Origin of the sequence: Arthrobacter sp. 179 (genome assembly GCF_052379645.1) — a bacterium.
Lineage (GTDB): Bacteria > Actinomycetota > Actinomycetes > Actinomycetales > Micrococcaceae > Arthrobacter_H.
Genome location: NZ_JBQSYU010000001.1, coordinates 280,262 through 299,275, shown reverse-complemented (window position 1 = coordinate 299,275; position 19,014 = coordinate 280,262). Strand labels below are relative to the sequence as shown.

The following is a 19,014-nucleotide window of genomic DNA, read 5'->3' as shown; positions in this document are numbered from 1 at the left end:
GAAAAATCGGTCTGCCTCCACCCGGACCCAGGCCGTGGACGGGAAAACGTGAACACTACTGACACAGGGCAACCTGCGCTACGCGTCTCGAATGCGTACAAGGTCTTCGGCCGTCGGGGCAACGAGGCCGTCAAACTCCTGAAGAACGGAAAAACCCGCCAGGAGGTCGCTTCCTTGGGAACGGCCGCCGTCATCGACGCGAGCTTCGACGTCAAGCCCGGCGAGATCTTCGTCGTCATGGGCCTGTCGGGCTCGGGCAAGTCGACGCTGATCCGCATGCTCAACGGGCTCTGGCCCATGACCAGCGGCTCGGTGGTCGTCGGTGACACCGATATCGCCAAGGTCTCGGCCAAGAAGTTGCGCCAGGTCCGCCAGAAGCACATCTCCATGGTCTTCCAGCACTTCGCCCTGCTGCCCCACCGCACCGTGATGCAGAACGCAGCCTACGCGCTGGAGATCCAGGGCATCTCGAAGCAGGAGCGCACCACCCGGGCCCAGAAGATCCTGGACGTCGTGGGACTCAAGGGGTGGGGCGATAAATACCCCAGCGAACTCTCCGGCGGCATGCAGCAGCGTGTGGGCCTGGCCCGCGCCCTGGCCTCCGAAACCGACATCCTGCTGATGGACGAGGCCTTCTCGGCACTCGACCCGCTGATCCGTCGCGATATGCAGGAGCAGTTGGCCTCACTGCAGGCCGAACTCGGCAAGACGATCGTCTTCATCACCCACGACCTGAACGAGGCCATGTTCCTCGGGGACCGGATCGCGGTCATGCGCGACGGGGAGATCGTCCAGATCGGCACCCCCGACGACATCCTCACCCGCCCGGCGAACGACTACGTCTCGGCCTTCGTGCGCGACGTCGACAGGACCCGGGTGCTCACCGCCGGAACGGTCATGGAGACCCCGCGTTCCGTCGTCAACCTCTCCGGTGGTGCCCGCAATGCGTTGCGGACCATGCGCGAACTGCAGACCTCGGCCGCCTTCGTGCTGGACCGGCAGCGCAAGCTGCTCGGAGCCGTCCGCGACCGCGAGGTGATGGGCCTGCTCGAACGCGGAGGTACCGACCTGGAAGAAATCATCACCGTCGGCAATGACCCGGTCACCGCCGAGACGGCGCTGAACGACCTGTTCGGCCGCTCCGTGGAGTCGCCGGTACCCCTGCCGGTCGTCGACGACGAGGGCCGGCTCATCGGCGCCATCGCCCGCGCCACCCTCCTCTCCGCGCTGGGCAACGTCCCCTCGACCACCAGCAGCGTCCCGGTGGTCGCCGCCGACCAGCCGGAAGACACCGATGCCCCCGCGGCTGCATCCGACGACGAAGGAGGTGCCCTCTAAATGACCGATCAGCTATTCCGCATTCCCGTCGGCCACTGGGGCGAAGTGGTCCTCAACTGGTTCATCGCCAACCTCGGCGGGCTCTTCAACCTCATCAAGTCCTTCTTCCAGAACTGGTACGACGGGCTGGCGTGGATCCTCACCGCTCCGCCGTTCTGGGTCGTCATCCTCGTGCTGGCCCTGCTGGCCTGGCTCCTGCGCAGTTGGAAGATGGCCATCGGTACGGTCATCGGACTGCTGTTGATCTACGGGATGAACCAGTGGGAGCACTCGATGGAGACCCTGTCGCTGGTCCTGGTGGCCAGCATCGTCGCGGTGATCATCAGTGTTCCGCTGGGCATCCTCACCGCCAAATCCAAGATCGTTTCGGCGGTCGTCAAGCCGATCCTGGACTTCCTGCAAACCATGCCTGCCTTCGTCTACCTGGTCCCGGCGATCCTGCTGTTGGGGATCGGCGTCGTCCCCGGAATCGTGGCCACGATCGTGTTCGGCATGGCGCCGGGCACCCGCTTCACCGAATTGGGGATCCGCAGCGTCGATACCGAGGTCGTCGAGGCCGGCCAGGCCTTCGGCGCCTCCCCGGGACGCATCCTGCGCCAGATCCAGATCCCGCTGGCGCTGCCGACCATCATGGCCGGCATCAACCAGGTCATCATGCTCTCCCTGTCCATGGTGGTCATCGCCGGCATGGTCGGCGCCGGTGGTCTCGGCAAGGATGTCTACGCCTCCCTGACGACCCTGAACACTCCCCTGGGTGTCGAATCAGGTCTGTCGGTGGTCATTCTGGCCATCTTCCTGGACCGCATCACCGCCTCCCTGGGCCAATCCAACGTGCCGGCGAAAAACGGCTAACGACCCTACGCCCCGCTGGCGGGGCGCGAAGAAAGGAAATGAACAATGCAAAGGAAATTCGCATCAATGATGGGGATCGCCGCCACGGCGGCCCTCGCGCTGACCGCCTGCGGCAGCGGCGACACCGGAAGCAGCGAATCCGAGGTCCCCGACTCGCCTGAGAACGGCGACCAGGCCGCGCTGAACATCGGCGTCATGGCCGGCTGGGACGAAGGCGTGGCCGTGTCCAACCTCTGGAAGCAGATCCTGGACAAGAAGGGCTACGACGTCGAACTCACCGACGCCGATGCCGGCCCGGTCTTCGCCGGTGTCGCCTCCGGTGACCTGGACCTGACCATGGACGTCTGGATGCCGCTGACGCACAAGAAGTACTTGAAGAAGTACGGCGACGACATGACCAAGCTGGGCACCTGGTACGACGATGCCAAGCTGACCATCGCGGTCAACGAAGACGCCCCGATCGATTCGCTCGAGGACCTGGCGGCCAATGCCGACAAGTTCGGCAACACGATCTATGGCATCGACCCGGGCGCCGGGCTGACCGACACCACCGAAAAGGCGGCCATCCCGGACTACGGCCTGGAGAAGATGGACTTCAAGACCTCCTCCACCCCGGCCATGCTGGCCCAGCTGAAGAAGGCCACGGACGCCGATGAGGACATCGTCGTCACCCTGTGGCGCCCGCACTGGGCCTACGACGAGTTCCCGATCAAGGATCTGAAGGATCCCAAGGGTGCCATGGGCGACGCGGAAACCATCACCTCCTACGGCAACGCCGACTTCGCCGACACCTACCCGGGACTGACCGAGTGGTTGAACGACTTCACGATCGACGATGACCACCTGTTCTCCCTGGAGAACGCCATGTTCAACGACACGGACACCGATGACTACGGACCGATCGTCGACAAGTGGATCTCCGAGAACCAGGACTACGTGGATTCGCTGACCGAGAAGTAGCCACGATCCATCGGCAGGTGCCATGGCACCGACCGTAGCGAAGGGCCCGGACCGCATTGAATGCGGTCCGGGCCCTTCGTCTGTCGGGGCACTCGGCCGGGCGGATCAGCCGATCGAACGCATGATCTTCCGCTTGGCCCAGCCGAAGGGCGGGTAGACGGCCCGCAACGTATCGAGCATCGCGGTCTTGGACAGCACCGGACGTTGCTGGCTGAAGGTATCGAACCCGAATTTGCCGTGGTAGTTCCCCGTCCCCGAGGCCCCCACCCCGCCGAAGGGCAGCGCGGGGACCGCCAGGTGCATGCTGCACACATTATGGGCGATCGCCCCGGCCCGCACCTGGTCCTCGAAGGAGGTGTGCAGGCGCGGGCGTTCGCTGAACAGGTAGGCGGCCAGCGGTGAGGGGCGGGAGTTGATGAACCGCACCGCATCATCGAAGCGGTCGACCTGGATGATCGGCAGGATCGGACCGAAAATCTCCTCCGTCATCACCGGGGCCGCCGGGTCGACGTCAGCCAGGACCGTGGGGGCGATGTACCTCGCCTCCGCGTCGCTGGTCCCCCCGGCCACCACCCGTCCCTGCCCCAGATAGGATTCCAGACGTTCGAAGTGCGAGGCGTTGATGATCCGCCCATAGTCCTTGCTGCCCGAGGGGTCCTTCCCATAGAACGCGCCGATGGCCTTGGGCAGCTGCTTTTCCAGTTCGGCCGCCGCCGTGGCCCCGACCGCCAGGACGTAGTCCGGGGCGACACAGGTCTGTCCGGCATTCATGAACTTCCCGTGGGCCAACCGCCGGGCGATGGCGGGGAAGTTCCCGTCGGCGACCACCGCCGGACTCTTCCCGCCCAGTTCCAGGGTCACCGGGGTCAGCGTTTCCGCCGCGGCCCGGGCCACGATCTTCCCGACCCGTTCGCCTCCGGTGTAGAAGATGTGGTCGAAGTCCATCTCCAGAAGTTCGCTCGTCGTCTCCGCGGCCCCCTCCAGGACCGCGACAGCGCGCCGATCCAGGTACTGCGGGATGAGGGCGGCCATGACCGCCGAGGTGGCCGGAGCCAGTTCGGAGGGTTTGAGGATCACGGTGTTCCCTGCCGCCAGGGCACCGACCAGCGGGCCGAGCAGCAACAGGACCGGATAGTTCCAGGGGGCGATCACCAGGACCATGCCCAACGGACGCGCCTGGACGCGGGCCGACGCCGGTTGCAGCGACAGCGGGACCTTCACCGCCTCATCCGCCATCCAGTCGCCCAGGTGCAACAGGGCATGATCGATTTCGGCCTTCACCCGATCCAGTTCGGTCAGCCGGGATTCGGCCGCCGGTTTACCCAGATCCGTCATCAACGCGTCACATAGGGTCTGTTCTTGATCCTGGATCAGCCGTTCGAGTGCCTTGAGCTGGGCGCTGCGGAACCTGCGGGGGTGGGCCAGCCGGGAGTCGGCGGCATCACGCAGCCGGCGGGCCGCGGTGGCCGGGAGTTCGGCGTCGGGGCCCGCCGGCACGACGGGCGCGGAAACTGCTGGGGGACGGGAACGTCGGTTCATGGCCATGGGTACGACACTAACGTGGACACCGCCGGCGGGGCAGCCGGTCGGTTTGCCGCCCCCAGTGGGGGACTGTAGGCTCACGATCACTGACACGGGGTGTCCGCCACCGGCGCGGACTGAGAGCACACCCGGCAAGAACCTGATCTAGTTCGTACTAGCGGAGGGATGTCGCCCATGCACCAACATGCGCCCACCTTGGCCCATTCACCCACCGACTGCTTTGTTGAGGCGGTGCTCGCATGAGCGCGCCGGTTCCCGGAAGCGGGATCTACCTCGTCGCCAACTCCACCAGCACGGCCGGACGGCCCTTGGCCACCATCGTGGCCGAGGCCGTCGCCGCGGGGGTCGGGACCATCCAGCTGCGCTGCAAGGACCTGTCCGCCCGCGAATTCCTGGCCGAGGCGGCCGCCTGCGCCGAACACACCGCGGGCCGGGCCCTGCTGCTGCTCAACGACCGGGTGGACGTCTACCTGGCGGCCCGTGCGGCAGGGATCCGCGTGGACGGGGTCCATATCGGCCAGAAGGACCTGCCCGCCGAACTCGTCCGGTCCCTCATCGGACCCGATGCCGTGCTGGGGCTCAGCGCCAGCACCGAGGACCACTTCGCGGCAGTAGCGGAACTGCCGGCAGGCACCATCGACTATCTGGGCACCGGGGCCGTCCGGGCCACGCCCACCAAGAAGGACCACCCGACCCCGCTGGGGTTCCCCGGCCTGGCCTCGTTGATCTCCCGGGCCCCGCTGCCCTGCGTGGCGATCGGCGGGCTGGGCTCCGGCGACGCCGCGGACGCGCACACCGCCGGGGCCATCGGCATGGCCGTCGTGCGGGCCATCTGCTCCGCCGCCGAACCCCGGGACTCTGCTGCCGCCCTGGTTCAGGAATGGACCCGGGCAGCACGAACGGAGACCGCATGAGCGCCCCGAACACCCCCAACATCCTGTCCATCGCCGGGGCCGACCCCTCCGGCGGGGCCGGGATCCAGGCCGACCTGAAATCGATTGCCGCCTGCGGTGGCTACGGGATGGCGGCGATCACCGCACTGACCGCCCAGAACACCCGGGGAGTCACCGGGGTCCATACCCCTCCGGCGGAATTCCTCACCCGGCAACTTGAGACGGTCGCCGCCGATATCCGGATCGATGCGGTGAAGATCGGCATGCTGGCCTCCGCCGAGGTCATCGAAGCCACCACCGCCTGGCTGGGTACCCGCCCGGGCACCACCGTCGTGGTGGACCCGGTGCTGATCTCCACGTCCGGGGACCGCTTATTGGAGCACGACGCCGAGGAGGCCCTGCGTCGGCTGCTCCCGTGGGCCGATGTCCTGACCCCGAACACCGCGGAATTGGCGGCACTGCTCGAGGAGCCGGTCTGCACCCGATGGGACGACGTCCTGGACCAGGCAGCCCGGCTCGCGAGGCGGTATTCTGTCCTGGTCCTGGCCAAGGGCGGCCACCTCACCGGCAGCCGGTGCCCGGATGCCCTCGTGGGCCCCGACGGCGTCATGGCTGCCGTGGAGGGTGACCGCATCGACACCCCGAACACCCATGGGACCGGGTGCTCGCTCTCCGCGGCGCTGGCTACCCTGTGGGCCCGCTGCGGGGACTGGGGGGATGCCCTGCGGCTGGCCCGCGGGTGGCTTGAAGGCGCCCTGCACCGTGCCGATGAACTCGAGGTCGGCGAAGGACATGGTCCGGTGAATCATTTCGGGGCGCTCTGGGACGGTACGGCGATCCCGACGACGGGGGCCTTGCTGGGCACCTGGTGGAACGATCTGGCACCGCTGCGTTCGGGGATCGACGATCTGCCGTTCATCCGTGCGCTGCGGGACGGGACCCTGCCCTCGGAGGACTTCCACTTCTATCTGGCCCAGGATTCCTTGTACCTGCGGACCTACTCCCGGGTCCTCTCCCGTGCCGCCGAGTTGGCGCCGAACCGCGAAGAGCAGCAGTTCTGGGCTTCCGGGGCCGTCGGCGCCCTCGAGGAGGAGGCGAATCTACATCTGCACCGGCTCGGAGATGCCCCCGATCCGGAACCCAGCCCCACCACCTCGGCCTACCTGAACCACCTGGTGGCCTCCGGCGATTCCTATCCCGAGCTCGTGGCGGCCATCCTGCCCTGTTATTGGCTCTACCAGGACATCGGCCAGCGGCTGGCCGCCGCGGCCCACCCGGGCCACCCCTATGCCGACTGGCTCGCCGCCTACTCCTCCCCCGAGTTCGACGAAGCCACCAGCGAGGCCATCGCGCTGGTCCAGAAGGTGGCCTTGCGGGCGGGTTCCACCACCCTGGCCGGGATGCGTCGCGCCTTCGACGAATCGAGCCGGCAGGAATTGTCCTTCTTCGCCCAGACCCCCGAAGACGCCGCCCCGCGATCGGCCTCCCTCCCCATGCCGGTGGCGGCCATCGGCTGATGCCGGCGCACCCCGGCAGGGGGCCCGACCCCGCCGCCCCGGGGTCGGGGGCGGTAGGATTCCGTGGGGCCCCGCACCGGTGAGGCCCCACCAACCCGCAGGGCCCCGATGGAGGACACCCATGAGCAATTTCCCCGGCTTCGGCTGGACGGTCCACGGCGACGGCACAACGATTCGACCCGGCACCGTGGTGGCCCCCGATGAACGGCTGAACTGGTTCCAGACCACCGGCATCGGCGTCCAACACGTGATGGCCATGTTCGGATCCACCGTGCTGGTACCGGCGCTGACCGGCTTCCCGGTCACCTCCACCTTGTTCTTCTCCGGGGTCGGGACCATGCTGTTCCTGCTCATCACCGCCGGCCGGGTACCCAGCTACCTGGGCTCCTCCTTCGCGTTCATCGCCCCGGTGACCGCCGCCATGTCGGGACATGGTTTCGCCGGGGCCCTGGGCGGCGTCGTCTTCTCCGGTGCGGCCCTGTTCATCATCGGGCTGGTGGTGCAGAAATCGGGCACCGGGTGGATCCACGCCCTGATGCCTCCGGTGGTCATGGGCACGATCGTCGCGCTCATCGGACTGAATCTGGCCGGATCGACCACCGAGGCCATCGAGTCGGTCCCGCTGACCACCTTCTCCACCGTCGCCGCCATCGTCTTCACCGCGGTCCTCTTCCGTGGCCTGCTGGGGCGCTTGTCGATCCTGGTGGGGATCATCGTCGGCTACCTGATCGCCCTGGCCCAGCATCAGATCGACTTCACCGCCGTCAACGAGGCCGGGTGGCTGGGCCTGCCGCCCTTCGCGTTCCCCGAATTCCACCTGGACACCCTGGCCCTGTTCCTCCCGGTCGTCTTCGTCCTTGTCGCCGAGAACATCGGCCATGTCAAGACCGTGGCGCTGATGACCCGCAGGGACTTGGACGACGTCAACGGCCGGGCCCTGATGGGCGACGGCATCGCCAGCATCGTCGCCGGCTTCGGTGGCGGTTCGGGCACGACGACCTATGCGGAGAACATCGGGGTCATGGCCTCCTCCCGCGTCTACTCCACGGCCGCCTACTGGGTGGCCGCGGCGACCGCCATGCTGCTGGCGTTCCTGCCGAAGTTCGGTGCCGCCATCTCCTCGATCCCCGCCGGGGTCAGTGGCGGGGCGGGAATCGTCCTCTACGGGATGATCGGCATCATCGGTGCCCGGCTCTGGGTGCAGAACCAGGTCAACTTCTCCAACCCGATCAACCTCATGACCGCCGGGGCCGGACTGATCATCGCCATCGCCGACCCGACCATCACCGTGGGGACCATGCAGTTCGGCGGCATCGCCCTGGGCACGGTGGCCACCGTGGTGATCTACCACGGGATGCGCACCATCGCCCGGGTCCGTGGCACCGAGCCCACCGACGCCCCGGAGTACACCGGCGCGACACCGAGCAAACTCGGCTAGGATCGGCCCGTGGCGCACTGGAATGACTATTGGGGTACCGAGGACTGGCTCGAGGAGATCGAAGGCTGGGTCTCGATGGTGCTCGACGCCTACGACCTGCGCCGCACCGGCCCGCTCGAACGCGGGCCGATCCACTTATGGTCCACCCAGGTCCTCGTCCCCACCGATCACGGCACCTTGTACGTCAAGGCCATCAACCCCGGCCAACAGGCCGAAGTCGCCGTCACCCGGGCGGCCGCGGGGCTGGCCCCCGATCAGCTGGTCATGCCGCTGGCCGTTGAGCCGATGCGCGGCTGGATGATCTCCCCCGACTACGGGGAGACGATGGCCAGGATCCCCAGCACCGACCACCAGCTCTGGGAGCGGATCCTGCGCAATGTCGCCCGCCTGCAGAAGACCCTCCTCCCCCACGGTGACACGCTCTTCGATGCGGGTCTGACCCAATTCGATCCCCGGCATATGCCCGGATACATCGATGACCAGGTCATGTTCCACGCCTCCCTGCCCACCGGGCACCCCTTGCATCTTCCGGCCCGCGATGCCGAGGAACTGGACGACCAGCTCGGCCCGGTGCGTGATATGTGCGGTTTCCTGGCCGACGCCGCGGTGCCCTTGTCGCTGGACCACAACGACCTGCATCGCAACAACGTCTTCCTGCCGGCCTCCAGCGAGGAACCGTTGCGTTTCATCGACCTCGGGGACGCGTACTGGGCCCACCCGTTTTCCACGTTGGCGGTTCCCCTGGCCACGATGTCCAAGGAGCTGAAGACCACGCCCTCCGATCCACGGATCCGCCGGGCGGTGGCCGCCTACCTGCAGGAGTGGGAGGAATACGGCACCCCGGCCGAGCTCGAGCGGCTCGTCGAACCCGCCTTGCGGCTGGGGAAGCTGCAGTCCCACGGGACGTGGCTGGCGATGCTCGCCGGAGCCAGCGAGGCCGATATGGAACACTATGCGGTCCAGGCCCTACGGCCCTTGGCCGAGCTGGTCACCCCCCTGACCCTCTAGGAGCCTGGATCCGCAGGTTTCTTATCTGCGGCTTCACGCTGGGGCCAGAACCCGCGGGCCTCCAGGGCCGCGGCCAGGACATCCGCCCGGTCGGTCATGATCCCATCCACACCCAGGTCGATCAGCCGGTCCATGTCCTCCCGCTCGTTGACCACCCAGACGTGCACCTGGATGCCCTCGCGGTGGGCCTGGGCCAGGAAACGCGGGGTGACCACGCGCAGTCGCCCCTGGCGTTCGGGAACCTGCAGGGCGGCGACCCCGCGAAGCCGCGGGCGCAGCAGCGCGAACAGCCCGACCTTGCCCAACAGGACGGCCAGTGCGCTGGTCACCAACCCCGGGCTTGATGCCGCGGGGGCATCCAGCAGACGCAGCACCCGGTGGCGCCGGGCGTCCGAGAACGAAGCCACCAGCACCCGGTCGTGGGCCGCATATTTGTTGACCAGTGCGGCGAACGGGCCCACCGAGGCCTCGTCTTTGATATCAACGTTCAACCTGACGTCCGACCAGGCGGCGAGCACGTCCTCGAAACAGGGGATCCGGCGTCCCGAGACGCGCAGGGCGGCGATATCGGCATGATCGTGGTCGGCGACCGCCCCCCGGCCGTCGCTGACCCGTTCGAGCTCCTCGTCGTGGAAGACGACCACCACACCGTCCCGGGTGGTGTGCACATCCAGTTCCAGGTAACCGAAGCCGCGCTCCACCGCCGCCGCGAAGGCCTCCATGGTGTTCTCACCCCCGGTCAGTGCCTCACCACGATGGGCAAAGGCCAACGGGCCTCCCTGCCGGGCGGGGCCACCAGTAGGATGCAGGTAGGGGAACCTGCGCGCTTGACGAGTTCTCACAGTGCCGACTCTACCGTCCAAGGAGGTCCCCGGTGGGGGTAGCGAAAGTACACCATGCCTGCGCCGCCCCCGGGCCGGACCCGGAGGACAACTTCGAGCGCCTCCGCGTCTGGGCCGACACGGCCGCCCAGGCCGGTGCCTCCCTGCTGCTCACCCCGGAACTCTTCGTCACCGCCGAGGCAGGCACCGGCTCCGCGATCCTACGCGAGAGGCTGCGCGGCGTGGCGGCGACCTCGGGGGTGGGATTGGTGGCCTCCACCGTTGAGGCGACCGGGGACAGGATCTTCGTCGGGGCCCACTGGTGGGATGCCCATGGGGCCCTGGTGGCCCACACCCGCAAACGTCATCTGGCCGACTGGCAGGTGGCCCGCGGCTTCTGCGGATGGGAGGGAGCCCCACCAATTATTCCTGAAGCGGTATATTCCGTGTCGGGCGTGGACTCGCCGGTGGCCCTGCTCTTTTCCGCCGATGCCCGGGATCCATCGGTGGGCTATTACCTACGCGACCACGGGGTCCGGACCCTCCTGGTCCTGAATGAGGCCGGGACCTGCGAGGCGGCCGTCGTGCCCGCCGGCCAGTGGTCGGCGAAGAACACGGGGGTGCCGTTCCCGCAATCGGGGCCCCTGCCCGAGGCGCTGTTGCGCCCCTTGCCCAGGATCCCCGATTCCTGGTGGTCCGGCCCGGAGCCGACGCATCCCTCCGACATCGGCTCCTGAGCCGACCGCTGCGGAGCCTTCCCTAGAGCGGCTCCCCGGAGAGCAGGCGTTCGATGACCTGGGCGACCCCATCCTCCTGCAGCGAGGCAGTGGTGCGCCCCGCCGCGGCCTTCGCCAGTGCATGCCCCGACTCCATCGCGTAACCCCGGCCGGCCCATGCGAGCATCTGCACGTCATTGGGCATGTCTCCGAAGGCCACGACCTCGGCGGCGGTGACCCCGAGTTCCGCGGCATACTCGGCCAGGGTGACCGCCTTGTTGACCCCGGGATGGGACATTTCCAGCAGCGAGACGCCGGGGGCCGAATGGGTCACCGAAACCAAATCGGCGACCTCGGGTTCCACCAGTGATTGGAAGGCCTCGGCCTCATAGGCGGAGGTCTTGGCGAGTAGTTTCACCACGCCTTCGGCTTCCAGGCGGCCCACGTCGAAGGGCGCCTCGGCCATGACGGGCAAGCGGGCCGCTTCCCCGGCCTGGAGGAATCCGGGTTCGAGCAGGAGCCCCGATAAGGTCTCCGCGGCGAAGGTCGCTGCGGGCTCGAGGGCCTGGATGCGCCGGCGGACCTCGCCGACCGCCGGGCCGGGGACCTGGTGGCTGCCCAGGATCCGTTCGCCCTCGAGGTCGTAGACCAGGGCGCCATTGGAGCAGATGACCGTCCCCAGATGGCCCAGCGCGCGTTGCACGGGGCTCAGCCAGCGGAAGGGCCGCCCGGTCACGAAGACGACATGGATCCCTGCTTGCCGGGCCGCTGCGAAGGCCTGGACCGTCCGCGCGGAAATGGTCTCGTCCGCGTGCAGGATCGTCCCGTCGAGGTCGCTGGCGATCAGTCGCATGGATGTTCCTGGCTCATCGGTGGATCGGTCAGGAGATCTCGTCGCGGCGCGGAGGGTTCGCGCCGGCGCGCGACACGGTGATCGCCGCGGCCCGGGCGGCATAGTCCAGGATCTCCTCGAGCTGGCCGACCGAAAGCCCGCGCAGGGATTCCCGGTGCGCCGCCCCGACCAGCCCGCGGTCCACGAGCGTGGACAGCAGGGCCGCCATGAACGAGTCACCGGCCCCCACGGTGTCGGCGACATCGACGACCGGGGCCTGGGTCCGCGCCTCCCCGGCGGCGACCACGCCCCACGGGCCGCCGGAGCCGTAGGTGGCCACCACCATGGCCGGACCGAGTTCGAGCCAGGCGTGCGCGGTCTCCTCAACGCTGCGCTCGGGGTAGAGCCAGGCCAGATCGGAGTCACTGGCCCGCACCACATCGCTGAGGGCGACGAAGCGTTCGACGTCCTCGATCGCCTGGGAATGATTGGTGACGAAACTGGGCCGCACATTGGGGTCGTAGGAGATCGTCGCATGCGGTCGGGCTCGTTCGACGGCGGCCCTGACGGTTCCGGCCCCGGGCTCCAGGACGGTGGCGATCGAGCCGGTATGCAGCAGCTGGCTATCGGCCAGGACGTCGGAGGATGCCGGGTCGAAGGCCGACAGGTCCCAGACCATGTCGAATTCGTAGCTGGCCGCCCCGACCGGATCCAGGGTGCCGCGGGCGGTGGAGGTCGGCAACCCATCGGCGGGGAGGACCTCCTGCACGTCGTTGGAGCGCAGGTGCTCGTGGATCATGGCCCCGTATTCATCATCGCCGTAGCGTCCGACGAAGGACACGGGGTGGCCCAGCCGTGCGAGTCCCACCGCCACGTTCATCGGGCTGCCCCCGACATAGGCCTGGGGCGCGGCGATGCCGCCGGACAGCACGTCAACGAGGGCTTCGCCCATAACAGTCAGCACTACTCAACCTTACCTTTGCTCTCGGTGGATGCCTCAAGACGCCCCACCGGACGGTGTTCCCGTGCGCCGTCGCCTGACCCTGCTAGGCAGGAACGGCCAATTCGGCCAAGGCCACCAGACAAGCATCCCATGCCGGGGTCCCGGGGGTGATCATCGCCTGGTGGTCGCCGGTCGTGAAGACCATCCGCGCCGGATCGCCCTGGGCCCGTGCCGAGTCGGTATAGGCCCGCGACAGGGCCGAGGGGACATCCGCATCGGATTTTCCGTGCACGGCGATGACCGGGACCCCGATGGGCAGCATCCGTACCGGATCGGCCAGCTGCCACCGCCGCGGGTCCTCCTCCGAGGTGGCTCCCATGAGCTTCACGGCCGCCGAATGGCTGAGTTTGAGCCAATTCGCCATCCACAATTCCAGCACCCCCGCCTGGCTGACCACGCCATCGACCGTCACCGCCGGATCCGCTCCCGGCGCCCCGGCGGGCAGCTTATGCCGTCCGGCGGCCCAGGCCCCGAGATGGCCTCCGGCCGAATGGCCCAGGACGACGACGTGGCCCTGTTCCAGTCCCGCCGTGGCCAGCGCCGGGCCCAGCGCATCGATGCCGGCGGAAACATCCTCGAAGGTCCGGGGCCACCCCCCGGTATCAGGGCCCGTTTCTGCGCCCTCGGTGGTCCGCCGGTATTCCAGGTTCCAGACGACCCAGCCCCGCCGGACCAGGTCGGCGGCGAGGGGGTGCCCGAGCGACGCGTCGTAGGTATCGCGCCAGAATCCACCGTGGATGATGACGATGACCCCGGGCAGGCGCCTCTCCTCGGGCACATACAGTTCGGCATACTGGCTCGGATTCGGCCCGTAGTGGTGGACCGAATCCGGGGCGCGCCCGGCCGTCGCCGCGTCGTTGGCTGCCATGGCTCAGCGCCCCGGGAAGTCGGGGGTCTCCTTGGCCAGGAAGGCGGCCCGCCCGACGACCGAGTCCTCGGTCGCGAAGGCCTCACGGAAGCTGTCCACTTCCGCCTCCAGCCCTGCGGCCACGGGGAGGCCGTTGATCCGGTTCAGGGCCCGCTTGGTGTTGTCGACCGAGGTGGGGGCCTTGGCCGCGATTTCCTCCACGGTGGCCTTCGCGCCGGCCAGCAGGGCCTCGGCGTCGTCGAACACGGCGTTGGCCAGGCCGATCCGCAGGGCCTCGTCGACCTTGATCCGGCGTCCGGTGTAGATGAGTTCGCGGGCGTGGCCGAGGCCGACCCGCTGCTGCAGGCGCACCGAACCGCCGAACCCGGGGACCAGGCCCAGATTGACTTCCGGCTGCCCGAAGCTGGCGCGGGCCCCGGCGTAGATGAAATCGCAGGCCAGCGCGAGTTCGCACCCGCCGCCGAGGGCGAACCCGTTGACGGCGGCGATGACCGGAACGGGCAGGGCCTCGAGCCGGGTGGTCACCGTATGCATCTGCCGGGCGTAGGCCTCGGCGGCATCGGAGCTCATCGAGGTCATTTCACGGATGTCGGCCCCGGCGACGAAGGCCTTCTCGCCGGCCCCGGTGAGGATGATGCCGCGAATGGGCCATTGGGCGTCGATGCCCACGGCCGCGAGTTTTTCCGTCAAGGCCAAAAGGTCCTCGACCACTGCCGAGGCCAGGGCGTTCATGGCCTCCGGGCGGTTCACGGTCACCACCAGTGCGGAGCCGTCCGTTTCGAGAAGTAGCGTCTCGTAGCTACCGAAATCCATGTGTGCTTCCTTCCGGGTCGTCATTGACCGGCGCGGGGCGCCAGTCCCCCCAGCATGTCAGAGTCGCGGCGGGTGCTGGCTGAACTTGCGGAATTGGTTCAGCGAGGTCAGCGCAATGTACCAAAGCCTACGGGGATGACGTTCGGCGCGGTAGAGCAACGGATTGGCGACCCGGCGGGCGCGCATCAGTTCGCGGGCCTTCTCCCCCACGGGTCCGCGCAGGTGTCTGCGCAGCAAGGCCAGCGGCAACACCGTGGACAGCACCTGGGCATCGGCGACCAGCGGGGCGGCGTCGGGGTCCGCGGCGGGCAGCTCCCCGTCGTCGTACTCCGCCCCGAGGTACTCGCGGACGTAGAAGCGGGCGGCGTTGTGGCCCGCAGCAGTCATGTAGTAATGGTTGCGTCCCAGCCGCGGATTCAGTTCGAAGAATTTCACCAGCCCGTCCCGCGGGTCCAGTTTGGCGTCGAACATGGAGAATCCGGTCCATCCGAGGTGCTCGAGGATGCGGCGGCCCTGATCGATGAACTCGGCGTTGACGGCGGTGACGATACCCGCCGAATTGCCCAGCACCAAGGGGGCGTGTTCCTCCACGACGACTTCCCCGTAGGCGGCGAAGCGGACGCGGGCGTCCCGGTCGGAGTAGAAAGTGCATAGGCGCATGTTCGTGTCGCCGCCTCCGATGAGTTCCTGGAGGATGAAGGGGCTGGTGTAGCCCGAAGCCCGGATGCGCGCCAGCAGGTCATCGAGTTCCCCGCGGGTGGCCAGGGTGTGGACTTTCTGCTTGCCGGCGAACTTGGCGTGCACCCAGGCACTGCTGTCGGCGGGCTTGCCGATGAGCGGGAACGGCAGATCGGCGGGCAGGGGTTGCGGGGCGACGGGATCGTAGGCGATGGTCCGCGGATGCGGGATGCCCAGTTCGGCGCACAGGGCATAGAAGTTCTGTTTCAGCGCCGCCCGTTCGATGGTCGCCGACTCCGGGTACGGAATCGTGTACCAGGGCTCGAGTTCTGCGCGATGGTCGGTGATGATCCCGATATGCAGGTCCAGCGAACCACAGAGCAGCAGGGGCCGGGGGCGCGCCCCGTCCGCGGTGAGGTCACGGGCCACCTGCAGGAGGTGTTCGACGACGCGGGCCCCGTCGGTCATGCTTCCCGCCGGGCGGATATCGATGGCGACGGAGTGCTGGAGCACCCCGTTCTCGCCCGCAGGAACCGCCACGCTGACCGCCCCGTAGGCCTCGTGGAACTCGCGGGCCAGCGAATAGGTGCCGATGTCCCCGCCGAGGATGACCGGGACGAACGGCTGTGAATCCAAAATACGCATGGGCTCCAATCTATCCGGATCAGTCCCCCGCTCCGAACCGGTGCCACTGCCACTAGGCAAAACACGTGACCTACAGCACAATGGCCAGAAGCAGCCATCCGCGGTTCCACGGCAGGGAAGGCAGGTTCCATGGGGTTCCTCGATAGATCGCATTCCATCGCTCCACCGGGGTTCAACCGGTGGCTCATCCCGCCGGCGGCATTGGCGGTGCACCTGTGCATCGGGCAGGCCTACGCGACCAGTGTCTACAAGACCGCGCTGATCGGACATTTCGAGGCCTCGCAAACGGCCATCGGGGTGATCTTCTCCATCGCCATCGTGATGCTGGGGCTCTCCGCAGCCGTCATGGGCACCTGGGTCGAACGGTCCGGACCGCGTAAATCGATGTTCGTTGCCGCCACCTTCTGGGCCGCAGGATTCCTGCTCGGGGCGCTGGGGATCTTCTCCGGACAGCTCTGGCTGGTCTACCTCGGCTATGGGGTATTCGGCGGTATCGGCCTGGGCATCGGCTACATCTCGCCCGTTTCCACCTTGATCAAATGGTTCCCCGACCGCCCGGGCATGGCCACCGGCATGGCGATCATGGGGTTCGGCGGTGGAGCACTCATCGCCTCACCGCTGTCCACCCAACTACTCAAAGCCTTCGATCCCGCCTCGGGGACCGAAGGATGGGTGGCCAGCGGCGACGCCGTGGGGCGGCTGTTCGTCACCCTTGGCCTCGTGTACTTCCTGGTCATGATGTACGGGGTGTTCAGCATCCGCGTGCCGGCCGACGGCTGGCGACCCAACGGTTGGGACCCGTCACGGGTGAAGCACTCGCAACTGGTCACCACCAACCATGTCTCGGCGGCCAACTCCATCAAGACCCGCCAGTTCTGGCTGATCTGGACGGCATTGTTCCTCAACGTCACGGCGGGCATCGGAATCCTCGAGCAGGCCTCACCGATGATCCAGGACTTCTTCCGGGCCGGGAACGGCATCTCGGCGGTCTCCGCGGGGGTGGCCGGGGGCTTCGTGGGTTTGCTCTCCATCGGCAACATGGCGGGACGTTTCCTCTGGTCGAGCACCTCGGATGTCATCGGCCGCAAGAACATCTACATGATCTATCTGGGTGTCGGCGCGGTGCTGTATGTCATCCTGGCGTTCTTCGGAGGATCGAGCACCCTGCTCTTCATTCTGTTGGCCTTCGTGATCATCAGCTTCTACGGGGGCGGATTCTCCACGGCCCCCGCCTACCTGAAGGACCTCTTCGGCACCTTCCAGGTCGGGGCGATCCACGGACGCCTGCTCACCGCGTGGTCGGCAGCAGGGATCGCCGGCCCGTTGATCGTCAACGGCCTGCTGGATGCCCAGGGCAAACCGGGCACGATGAATGCCCACAACTACCTGCCGGTGCTGCTGACCATGGTGGTCCTGCTCGTCATCGGATTCGTCGCCGCCGCACTCATCCGTCCAGTCGACCCGACGTTCCATGAACCGGAACGCGAAACCGCCAGCACCACCGCCGAGGAGGCCCCGTGAGCACCACAGGATCCAGCACCCCCGAGGACATTCCGGTCAACGTCGCCCCGGCCCGATTGGTCTTCGGGTGGATGCTGGTCGGTGTCCCGCTGCTCTACGGTGTGGTCACCACGCTTTCCCGCGTGGGCCAGCTGTTCCAGTAGCCCCGGGGACCGAACGCTCAGTCGGGCAGTTGCCCGTCGTGCAACCGGTCCTCCAGGGCAGCACGGACCTCGTCGACCAGGACCTGCATGTGACGTTCGGCGCCGGGCCCGTCGGCCGCGGCCACCGCGGCCGCCACGGCCTCATGTTCGGCCAGGGCTTTTTCCCGCGGGTGGAAGGGCATCATGCCTTGATGGGTCCGCCCCGACAACACCTCGGCAACGACCCCGTCGAGTTCAGCGAACATCGAGTTGCCGCTGGCGCGCAGCAGCAGGGCATGGAAGGCGATATCCACCGCGAGGAAGCCTTCCAGGTCACCCTCCTCCCCCAACCGGCGCAGCTGCGCCGCCAGGGACACGATCTCCTCGCGGGCCTGGGACGGGGCACGCCGCGCGGCTCCGGCGGCGGCCAGGGGTTCGACGGCGACCCGCAGCTCCGTGAGCTCGGTGAATTGCCGTTCCCGGCCCGGCCCCGACAGGCGCCAGCGGATGACACGGCGGTCATAGGCGTTCCAGAACCGCGATTCCTGGACGACGAGGCCGATCCGTCGTTTCGCATAGACCAATCGCAGTGACTCCAGGACCCGCATGCAATCGCGCATCACGGTGCGGGAGACCCCGAAACGCGATTGCAGGGCATCGAGGGTCAACCGGTCCCCGGGGGCCAGCACGCCATCGACGATTTCCCGCCCCAGGGTTTCGACAATCGGTTCCTGGAGCACGGTCGCTCCGGAGGGGATCTGCATGGTCATCATCCTATGACGCCCGGTCACATCACGGTTACCGGGGACACTATCCACGTCCGGGCATAAGGTGTTATCTTTTATTCAGCCGGTCCGCCGGGCCCAGGCCAACGACGTCCTTCCAGGAGTAGACATGCCGCTTCAGGCACCCCAACCGCCTCCCACCCATCTGGTGGTGATGGGCGTATCCGCTTCCGGCAAGACCACGCTGGCCAGCCTGCTCGCCGACCGCCTCGGCTGGCCCATGGCCGAAGCCGATGACTTCCATCCGGCCACCAATGTCGCCAAGATGGCCTCCGGCACCCCCCTGACCGACGACGATCGCTGGCCCTGGTTGGCAGTGCTGCGCGACTGGATGGACCACACCCCGGGTCCAGGGACCGTGATGACCTGTTCGGCCCTGAAACGCAGCTACCGGGACCTGCTGCGCGAGGCCGACGGCGTCGTGCGTTTCGTGCACGTCGTGGTCGATCCCGACATCCTGGCCGAACGCATCCGGGAACGAACCGGGCATTTCATGCCCGGGACCCTCCTGCCCAGCCAACTGAACACCCTTGAACCCCTCGAATCCGACGAGGACGGCTTCACCCTGGCCAACGACAGCAGCGCCGAGGACCTCCTGGCCCGGGCCCTGTCCTCGTTGGACCTGGACCCGAAGAACCCGACCGAGCAATAGAACCCCACCC

19 protein-coding genes and 1 riboswitch are annotated in these 19,014 nt (G+C 67.7%); of the genes, 11 read left to right on the top strand and 8 right to left on the bottom strand.

Going from position 1 to position 19,014, the window contains the following annotated elements:
* Nucleotides 1–48 precede the first annotated feature (48 nt).
* From ACT3UE_RS01510 to ACT3UE_RS01500, 3 genes are read left to right on the top strand one after another with little or no spacing between them, the layout of a single operon-like run.
* Nucleotides 49–1,338, top strand: coding sequence for a quaternary amine ABC transporter ATP-binding protein (locus ACT3UE_RS01510; RefSeq protein ID WP_444555205.1), 1,290 nt, complete (start codon nt 49–51; stop codon nt 1,336–1,338).
* On the top strand, nt 1,339–2,190 hold the full coding sequence (locus tag ACT3UE_RS01505) for an ABC transporter permease (RefSeq protein WP_444555206.1): 852 nt from the start codon (nt 1,339–1,341) through the stop codon (nt 2,188–2,190).
* Between the two features lie 45 nt (nt 2,191–2,235).
* The gene (locus ACT3UE_RS01500; protein ID WP_444555207.1) at nt 2,236–3,150 is read left to right on the top strand and encodes a glycine betaine ABC transporter substrate-binding protein; all 915 of its coding nucleotides are present in this window, start codon (nt 2,236–2,238) and stop codon (nt 3,148–3,150) included.
* A 105-nt stretch (nt 3,151–3,255) separates the two neighbouring features.
* On the opposite strand, the gene ACT3UE_RS01495 is transcribed toward ACT3UE_RS01500, so the two are convergent.
* A complete protein-coding gene (locus ACT3UE_RS01495) occupies nt 3,256–4,695 on the bottom strand; it encodes an aldehyde dehydrogenase family protein (RefSeq protein WP_444555208.1) in 1,440 nt (479 codons plus the stop codon).
* A 79-nt stretch (nt 4,696–4,774) separates the two neighbouring features.
* A riboswitch (TPP riboswitch) is annotated at nt 4,775–4,875 on the top strand.
* A 56-nt stretch (nt 4,876–4,931) separates the two neighbouring features.
* Between ACT3UE_RS01495 and thiE the strand changes: the two genes are divergently transcribed.
* The 4 genes from thiE to ACT3UE_RS01475 all read left to right on the top strand — a co-directional run bounded on the left by thiE (nt 4,932) and on the right by ACT3UE_RS01475 (nt 9,548).
* Nucleotides 4,932–5,606 (top strand): thiamine phosphate synthase, encoded by a 675-nt coding sequence (gene thiE, locus ACT3UE_RS01490; RefSeq protein ID WP_444566111.1) that lies wholly within the window; start codon nt 4,932–4,934, stop codon nt 5,604–5,606.
* A complete protein-coding gene (thiD, locus tag ACT3UE_RS01485; protein WP_444566110.1) occupies nt 5,603–7,102 on the top strand; it encodes a bifunctional hydroxymethylpyrimidine kinase/phosphomethylpyrimidine kinase in 1,500 nt (499 codons plus the stop codon). The genes thiE and thiD overlap by 4 nt, the downstream gene beginning before the upstream one ends.
* A gap of 121 nt (nt 7,103–7,223) precedes the next feature.
* Nucleotides 7,224–8,540 carry a uracil-xanthine permease family protein gene (locus ACT3UE_RS01480; protein ID WP_444566109.1) on the top strand — a complete coding sequence of 439 codons (1,317 nt, stop codon included), beginning with the start codon at nt 7,224–7,226 and terminating at the stop codon, nt 8,538–8,540.
* A gap of 9 nt (nt 8,541–8,549) precedes the next feature.
* Complete coding sequence (locus tag ACT3UE_RS01475) at nt 8,550–9,548, top strand: phosphotransferase (RefSeq protein WP_444555212.1); 999 nt, start codon at nt 8,550–8,552, stop codon at nt 9,546–9,548.
* On the opposite strand, the gene ACT3UE_RS01470 is transcribed toward ACT3UE_RS01475, so the two are convergent.
* Nucleotides 9,545–10,390 carry a glycerophosphodiester phosphodiesterase gene (locus ACT3UE_RS01470; protein WP_444566108.1) on the bottom strand — a complete coding sequence of 282 codons (846 nt, stop codon included), beginning with the start codon at nt 10,388–10,390 and terminating at the stop codon, nt 9,545–9,547. The genes ACT3UE_RS01475 and ACT3UE_RS01470 overlap by 4 nt on opposite strands.
* A gap of 32 nt (nt 10,391–10,422) precedes the next feature.
* On the opposite strand from ACT3UE_RS01470, the gene ACT3UE_RS01465 reads away from it, so the two are divergent.
* Nucleotides 10,423–11,106: a nitrilase-related carbon-nitrogen hydrolase gene (locus ACT3UE_RS01465; RefSeq protein ID WP_444555214.1), complete on the top strand. Its 684-nt coding sequence runs from the start codon at nt 10,423–10,425 to the stop codon at nt 11,104–11,106.
* Nucleotides 11,107–11,128: 22 nt separating this feature from the next.
* On the opposite strand, the gene ACT3UE_RS01460 is transcribed toward ACT3UE_RS01465, so the two are convergent.
* The 5 genes from ACT3UE_RS01460 to ACT3UE_RS01440 form a co-directional block, all read right to left on the bottom strand.
* Nucleotides 11,129–11,938, bottom strand: a complete 810-nt coding sequence (locus ACT3UE_RS01460) for a Cof-type HAD-IIB family hydrolase (protein ID WP_444555215.1) — start codon at nt 11,936–11,938, stop codon at nt 11,129–11,131.
* Nucleotides 11,939–11,966: 28 nt separating this feature from the next.
* Entirely contained in the window at nt 11,967–12,881 is a 915-nt protein-coding gene (locus ACT3UE_RS01455) for a carbohydrate kinase family protein (RefSeq protein ID WP_444555216.1), read from the bottom strand.
* 82 nt (nt 12,882–12,963) lie between these two features.
* Nucleotides 12,964–13,788: an alpha/beta hydrolase family protein gene (locus tag ACT3UE_RS01450; protein ID WP_444555217.1), complete on the bottom strand. Its 825-nt coding sequence runs from the start codon at nt 13,786–13,788 to the stop codon at nt 12,964–12,966.
* 3 nt (nt 13,789–13,791) lie between these two features.
* Complete coding sequence (locus tag ACT3UE_RS01445) at nt 13,792–14,601, bottom strand: enoyl-CoA hydratase/isomerase family protein (protein ID WP_444555218.1); 810 nt, start codon at nt 14,599–14,601, stop codon at nt 13,792–13,794.
* A gap of 57 nt (nt 14,602–14,658) precedes the next feature.
* The gene (locus ACT3UE_RS01440) at nt 14,659–15,924 is read right to left on the bottom strand and encodes a carboxylate--amine ligase (RefSeq protein WP_444555219.1); all 1,266 of its coding nucleotides are present in this window, start codon (nt 15,922–15,924) and stop codon (nt 14,659–14,661) included.
* Nucleotides 15,925–16,053: 129 nt separating this feature from the next.
* Between ACT3UE_RS01440 and ACT3UE_RS01435 the strand changes: the two genes are divergently transcribed.
* Together ACT3UE_RS01435 and ACT3UE_RS01430 are read left to right on the top strand one after the other, a co-directional pair.
* Nucleotides 16,054–17,445: an OFA family MFS transporter gene (locus ACT3UE_RS01435; RefSeq protein WP_443383829.1), complete on the top strand. Its 1,392-nt coding sequence runs from the start codon at nt 16,054–16,056 to the stop codon at nt 17,443–17,445.
* Nucleotides 17,442–17,588 (top strand): MFS transporter small subunit, encoded by a 147-nt coding sequence (locus ACT3UE_RS01430; protein ID WP_443383826.1) that lies wholly within the window; start codon nt 17,442–17,444, stop codon nt 17,586–17,588. Before ACT3UE_RS01435 ends, ACT3UE_RS01430 begins: the two co-directional genes overlap by 4 nt.
* 17 nt (nt 17,589–17,605) lie before the next feature.
* On the opposite strand, the gene ACT3UE_RS01425 is transcribed toward ACT3UE_RS01430, so the two are convergent.
* Entirely contained in the window at nt 17,606–18,331 is a 726-nt protein-coding gene (locus ACT3UE_RS01425; RefSeq protein WP_443383823.1) for a FadR/GntR family transcriptional regulator, read from the bottom strand.
* A gap of 130 nt (nt 18,332–18,461) precedes the next feature.
* Here ACT3UE_RS01425 and ACT3UE_RS01420 point away from each other — a divergent pair, with 130 nt between their 5' ends.
* On the top strand, nt 18,462–19,004 hold the full coding sequence (locus ACT3UE_RS01420) for a gluconokinase (RefSeq protein ID WP_443383820.1): 543 nt from the start codon (nt 18,462–18,464) through the stop codon (nt 19,002–19,004).
* Nucleotides 19,005–19,014: the final 10 nt, after the last annotated feature.

Bases quoted from the DNA above. Each gene is read 5' to 3' on its own strand.
- ACT3UE_RS01445 (WP_444555218.1), bottom strand. From the start codon at position 14,601: ATGGATTTCGGTAGCTACGAGACGCTACTTCTCGAAACGGACGGCTCC.
- ACT3UE_RS01460 (WP_444555215.1), bottom strand. From the start codon at position 11,938: ATGCGACTGATCGCCAGCGACCTCGACGGGACGATCCTGCACGCGGAC.
- ACT3UE_RS01425 (WP_443383823.1), bottom strand. From the start codon at position 18,331: ATGCAGATCCCCTCCGGAGCGACCGTGCTCCAGGAACCGATTGTCGAA.
- ACT3UE_RS01495 (WP_444555208.1), bottom strand. From the start codon at position 4,695: ATGGCCATGAACCGACGTTCCCGTCCCCCAGCAGTTTCCGCGCCCGTC.
- thiE (WP_444566111.1), top strand. From the start codon at position 4,932: ATGAGCGCGCCGGTTCCCGGAAGCGGGATCTACCTCGTCGCCAACTCC.
- ACT3UE_RS01480 (WP_444566109.1), top strand. From the start codon at position 7,224: ATGAGCAATTTCCCCGGCTTCGGCTGGACGGTCCACGGCGACGGCACA.
- ACT3UE_RS01440 (WP_444555219.1), bottom strand. From the start codon at position 15,924: ATGCGTATTTTGGATTCACAGCCGTTCGTCCCGGTCATCCTCGGCGGG.
- ACT3UE_RS01420 (WP_443383820.1), top strand. From the start codon at position 18,462: ATGCCGCTTCAGGCACCCCAACCGCCTCCCACCCATCTGGTGGTGATG.
- ACT3UE_RS01500 (WP_444555207.1), top strand. From the start codon at position 2,236: ATGCAAAGGAAATTCGCATCAATGATGGGGATCGCCGCCACGGCGGCC.
- ACT3UE_RS01450 (WP_444555217.1), bottom strand. From the start codon at position 13,788: ATGGCAGCCAACGACGCGGCGACGGCCGGGCGCGCCCCGGATTCGGTC.
- ACT3UE_RS01505 (WP_444555206.1), top strand. From the start codon at position 1,339: ATGACCGATCAGCTATTCCGCATTCCCGTCGGCCACTGGGGCGAAGTG.
- ACT3UE_RS01435 (WP_443383829.1), top strand. From the start codon at position 16,054: ATGGGGTTCCTCGATAGATCGCATTCCATCGCTCCACCGGGGTTCAAC.
- thiD (WP_444566110.1), top strand. From the start codon at position 5,603: ATGAGCGCCCCGAACACCCCCAACATCCTGTCCATCGCCGGGGCCGAC.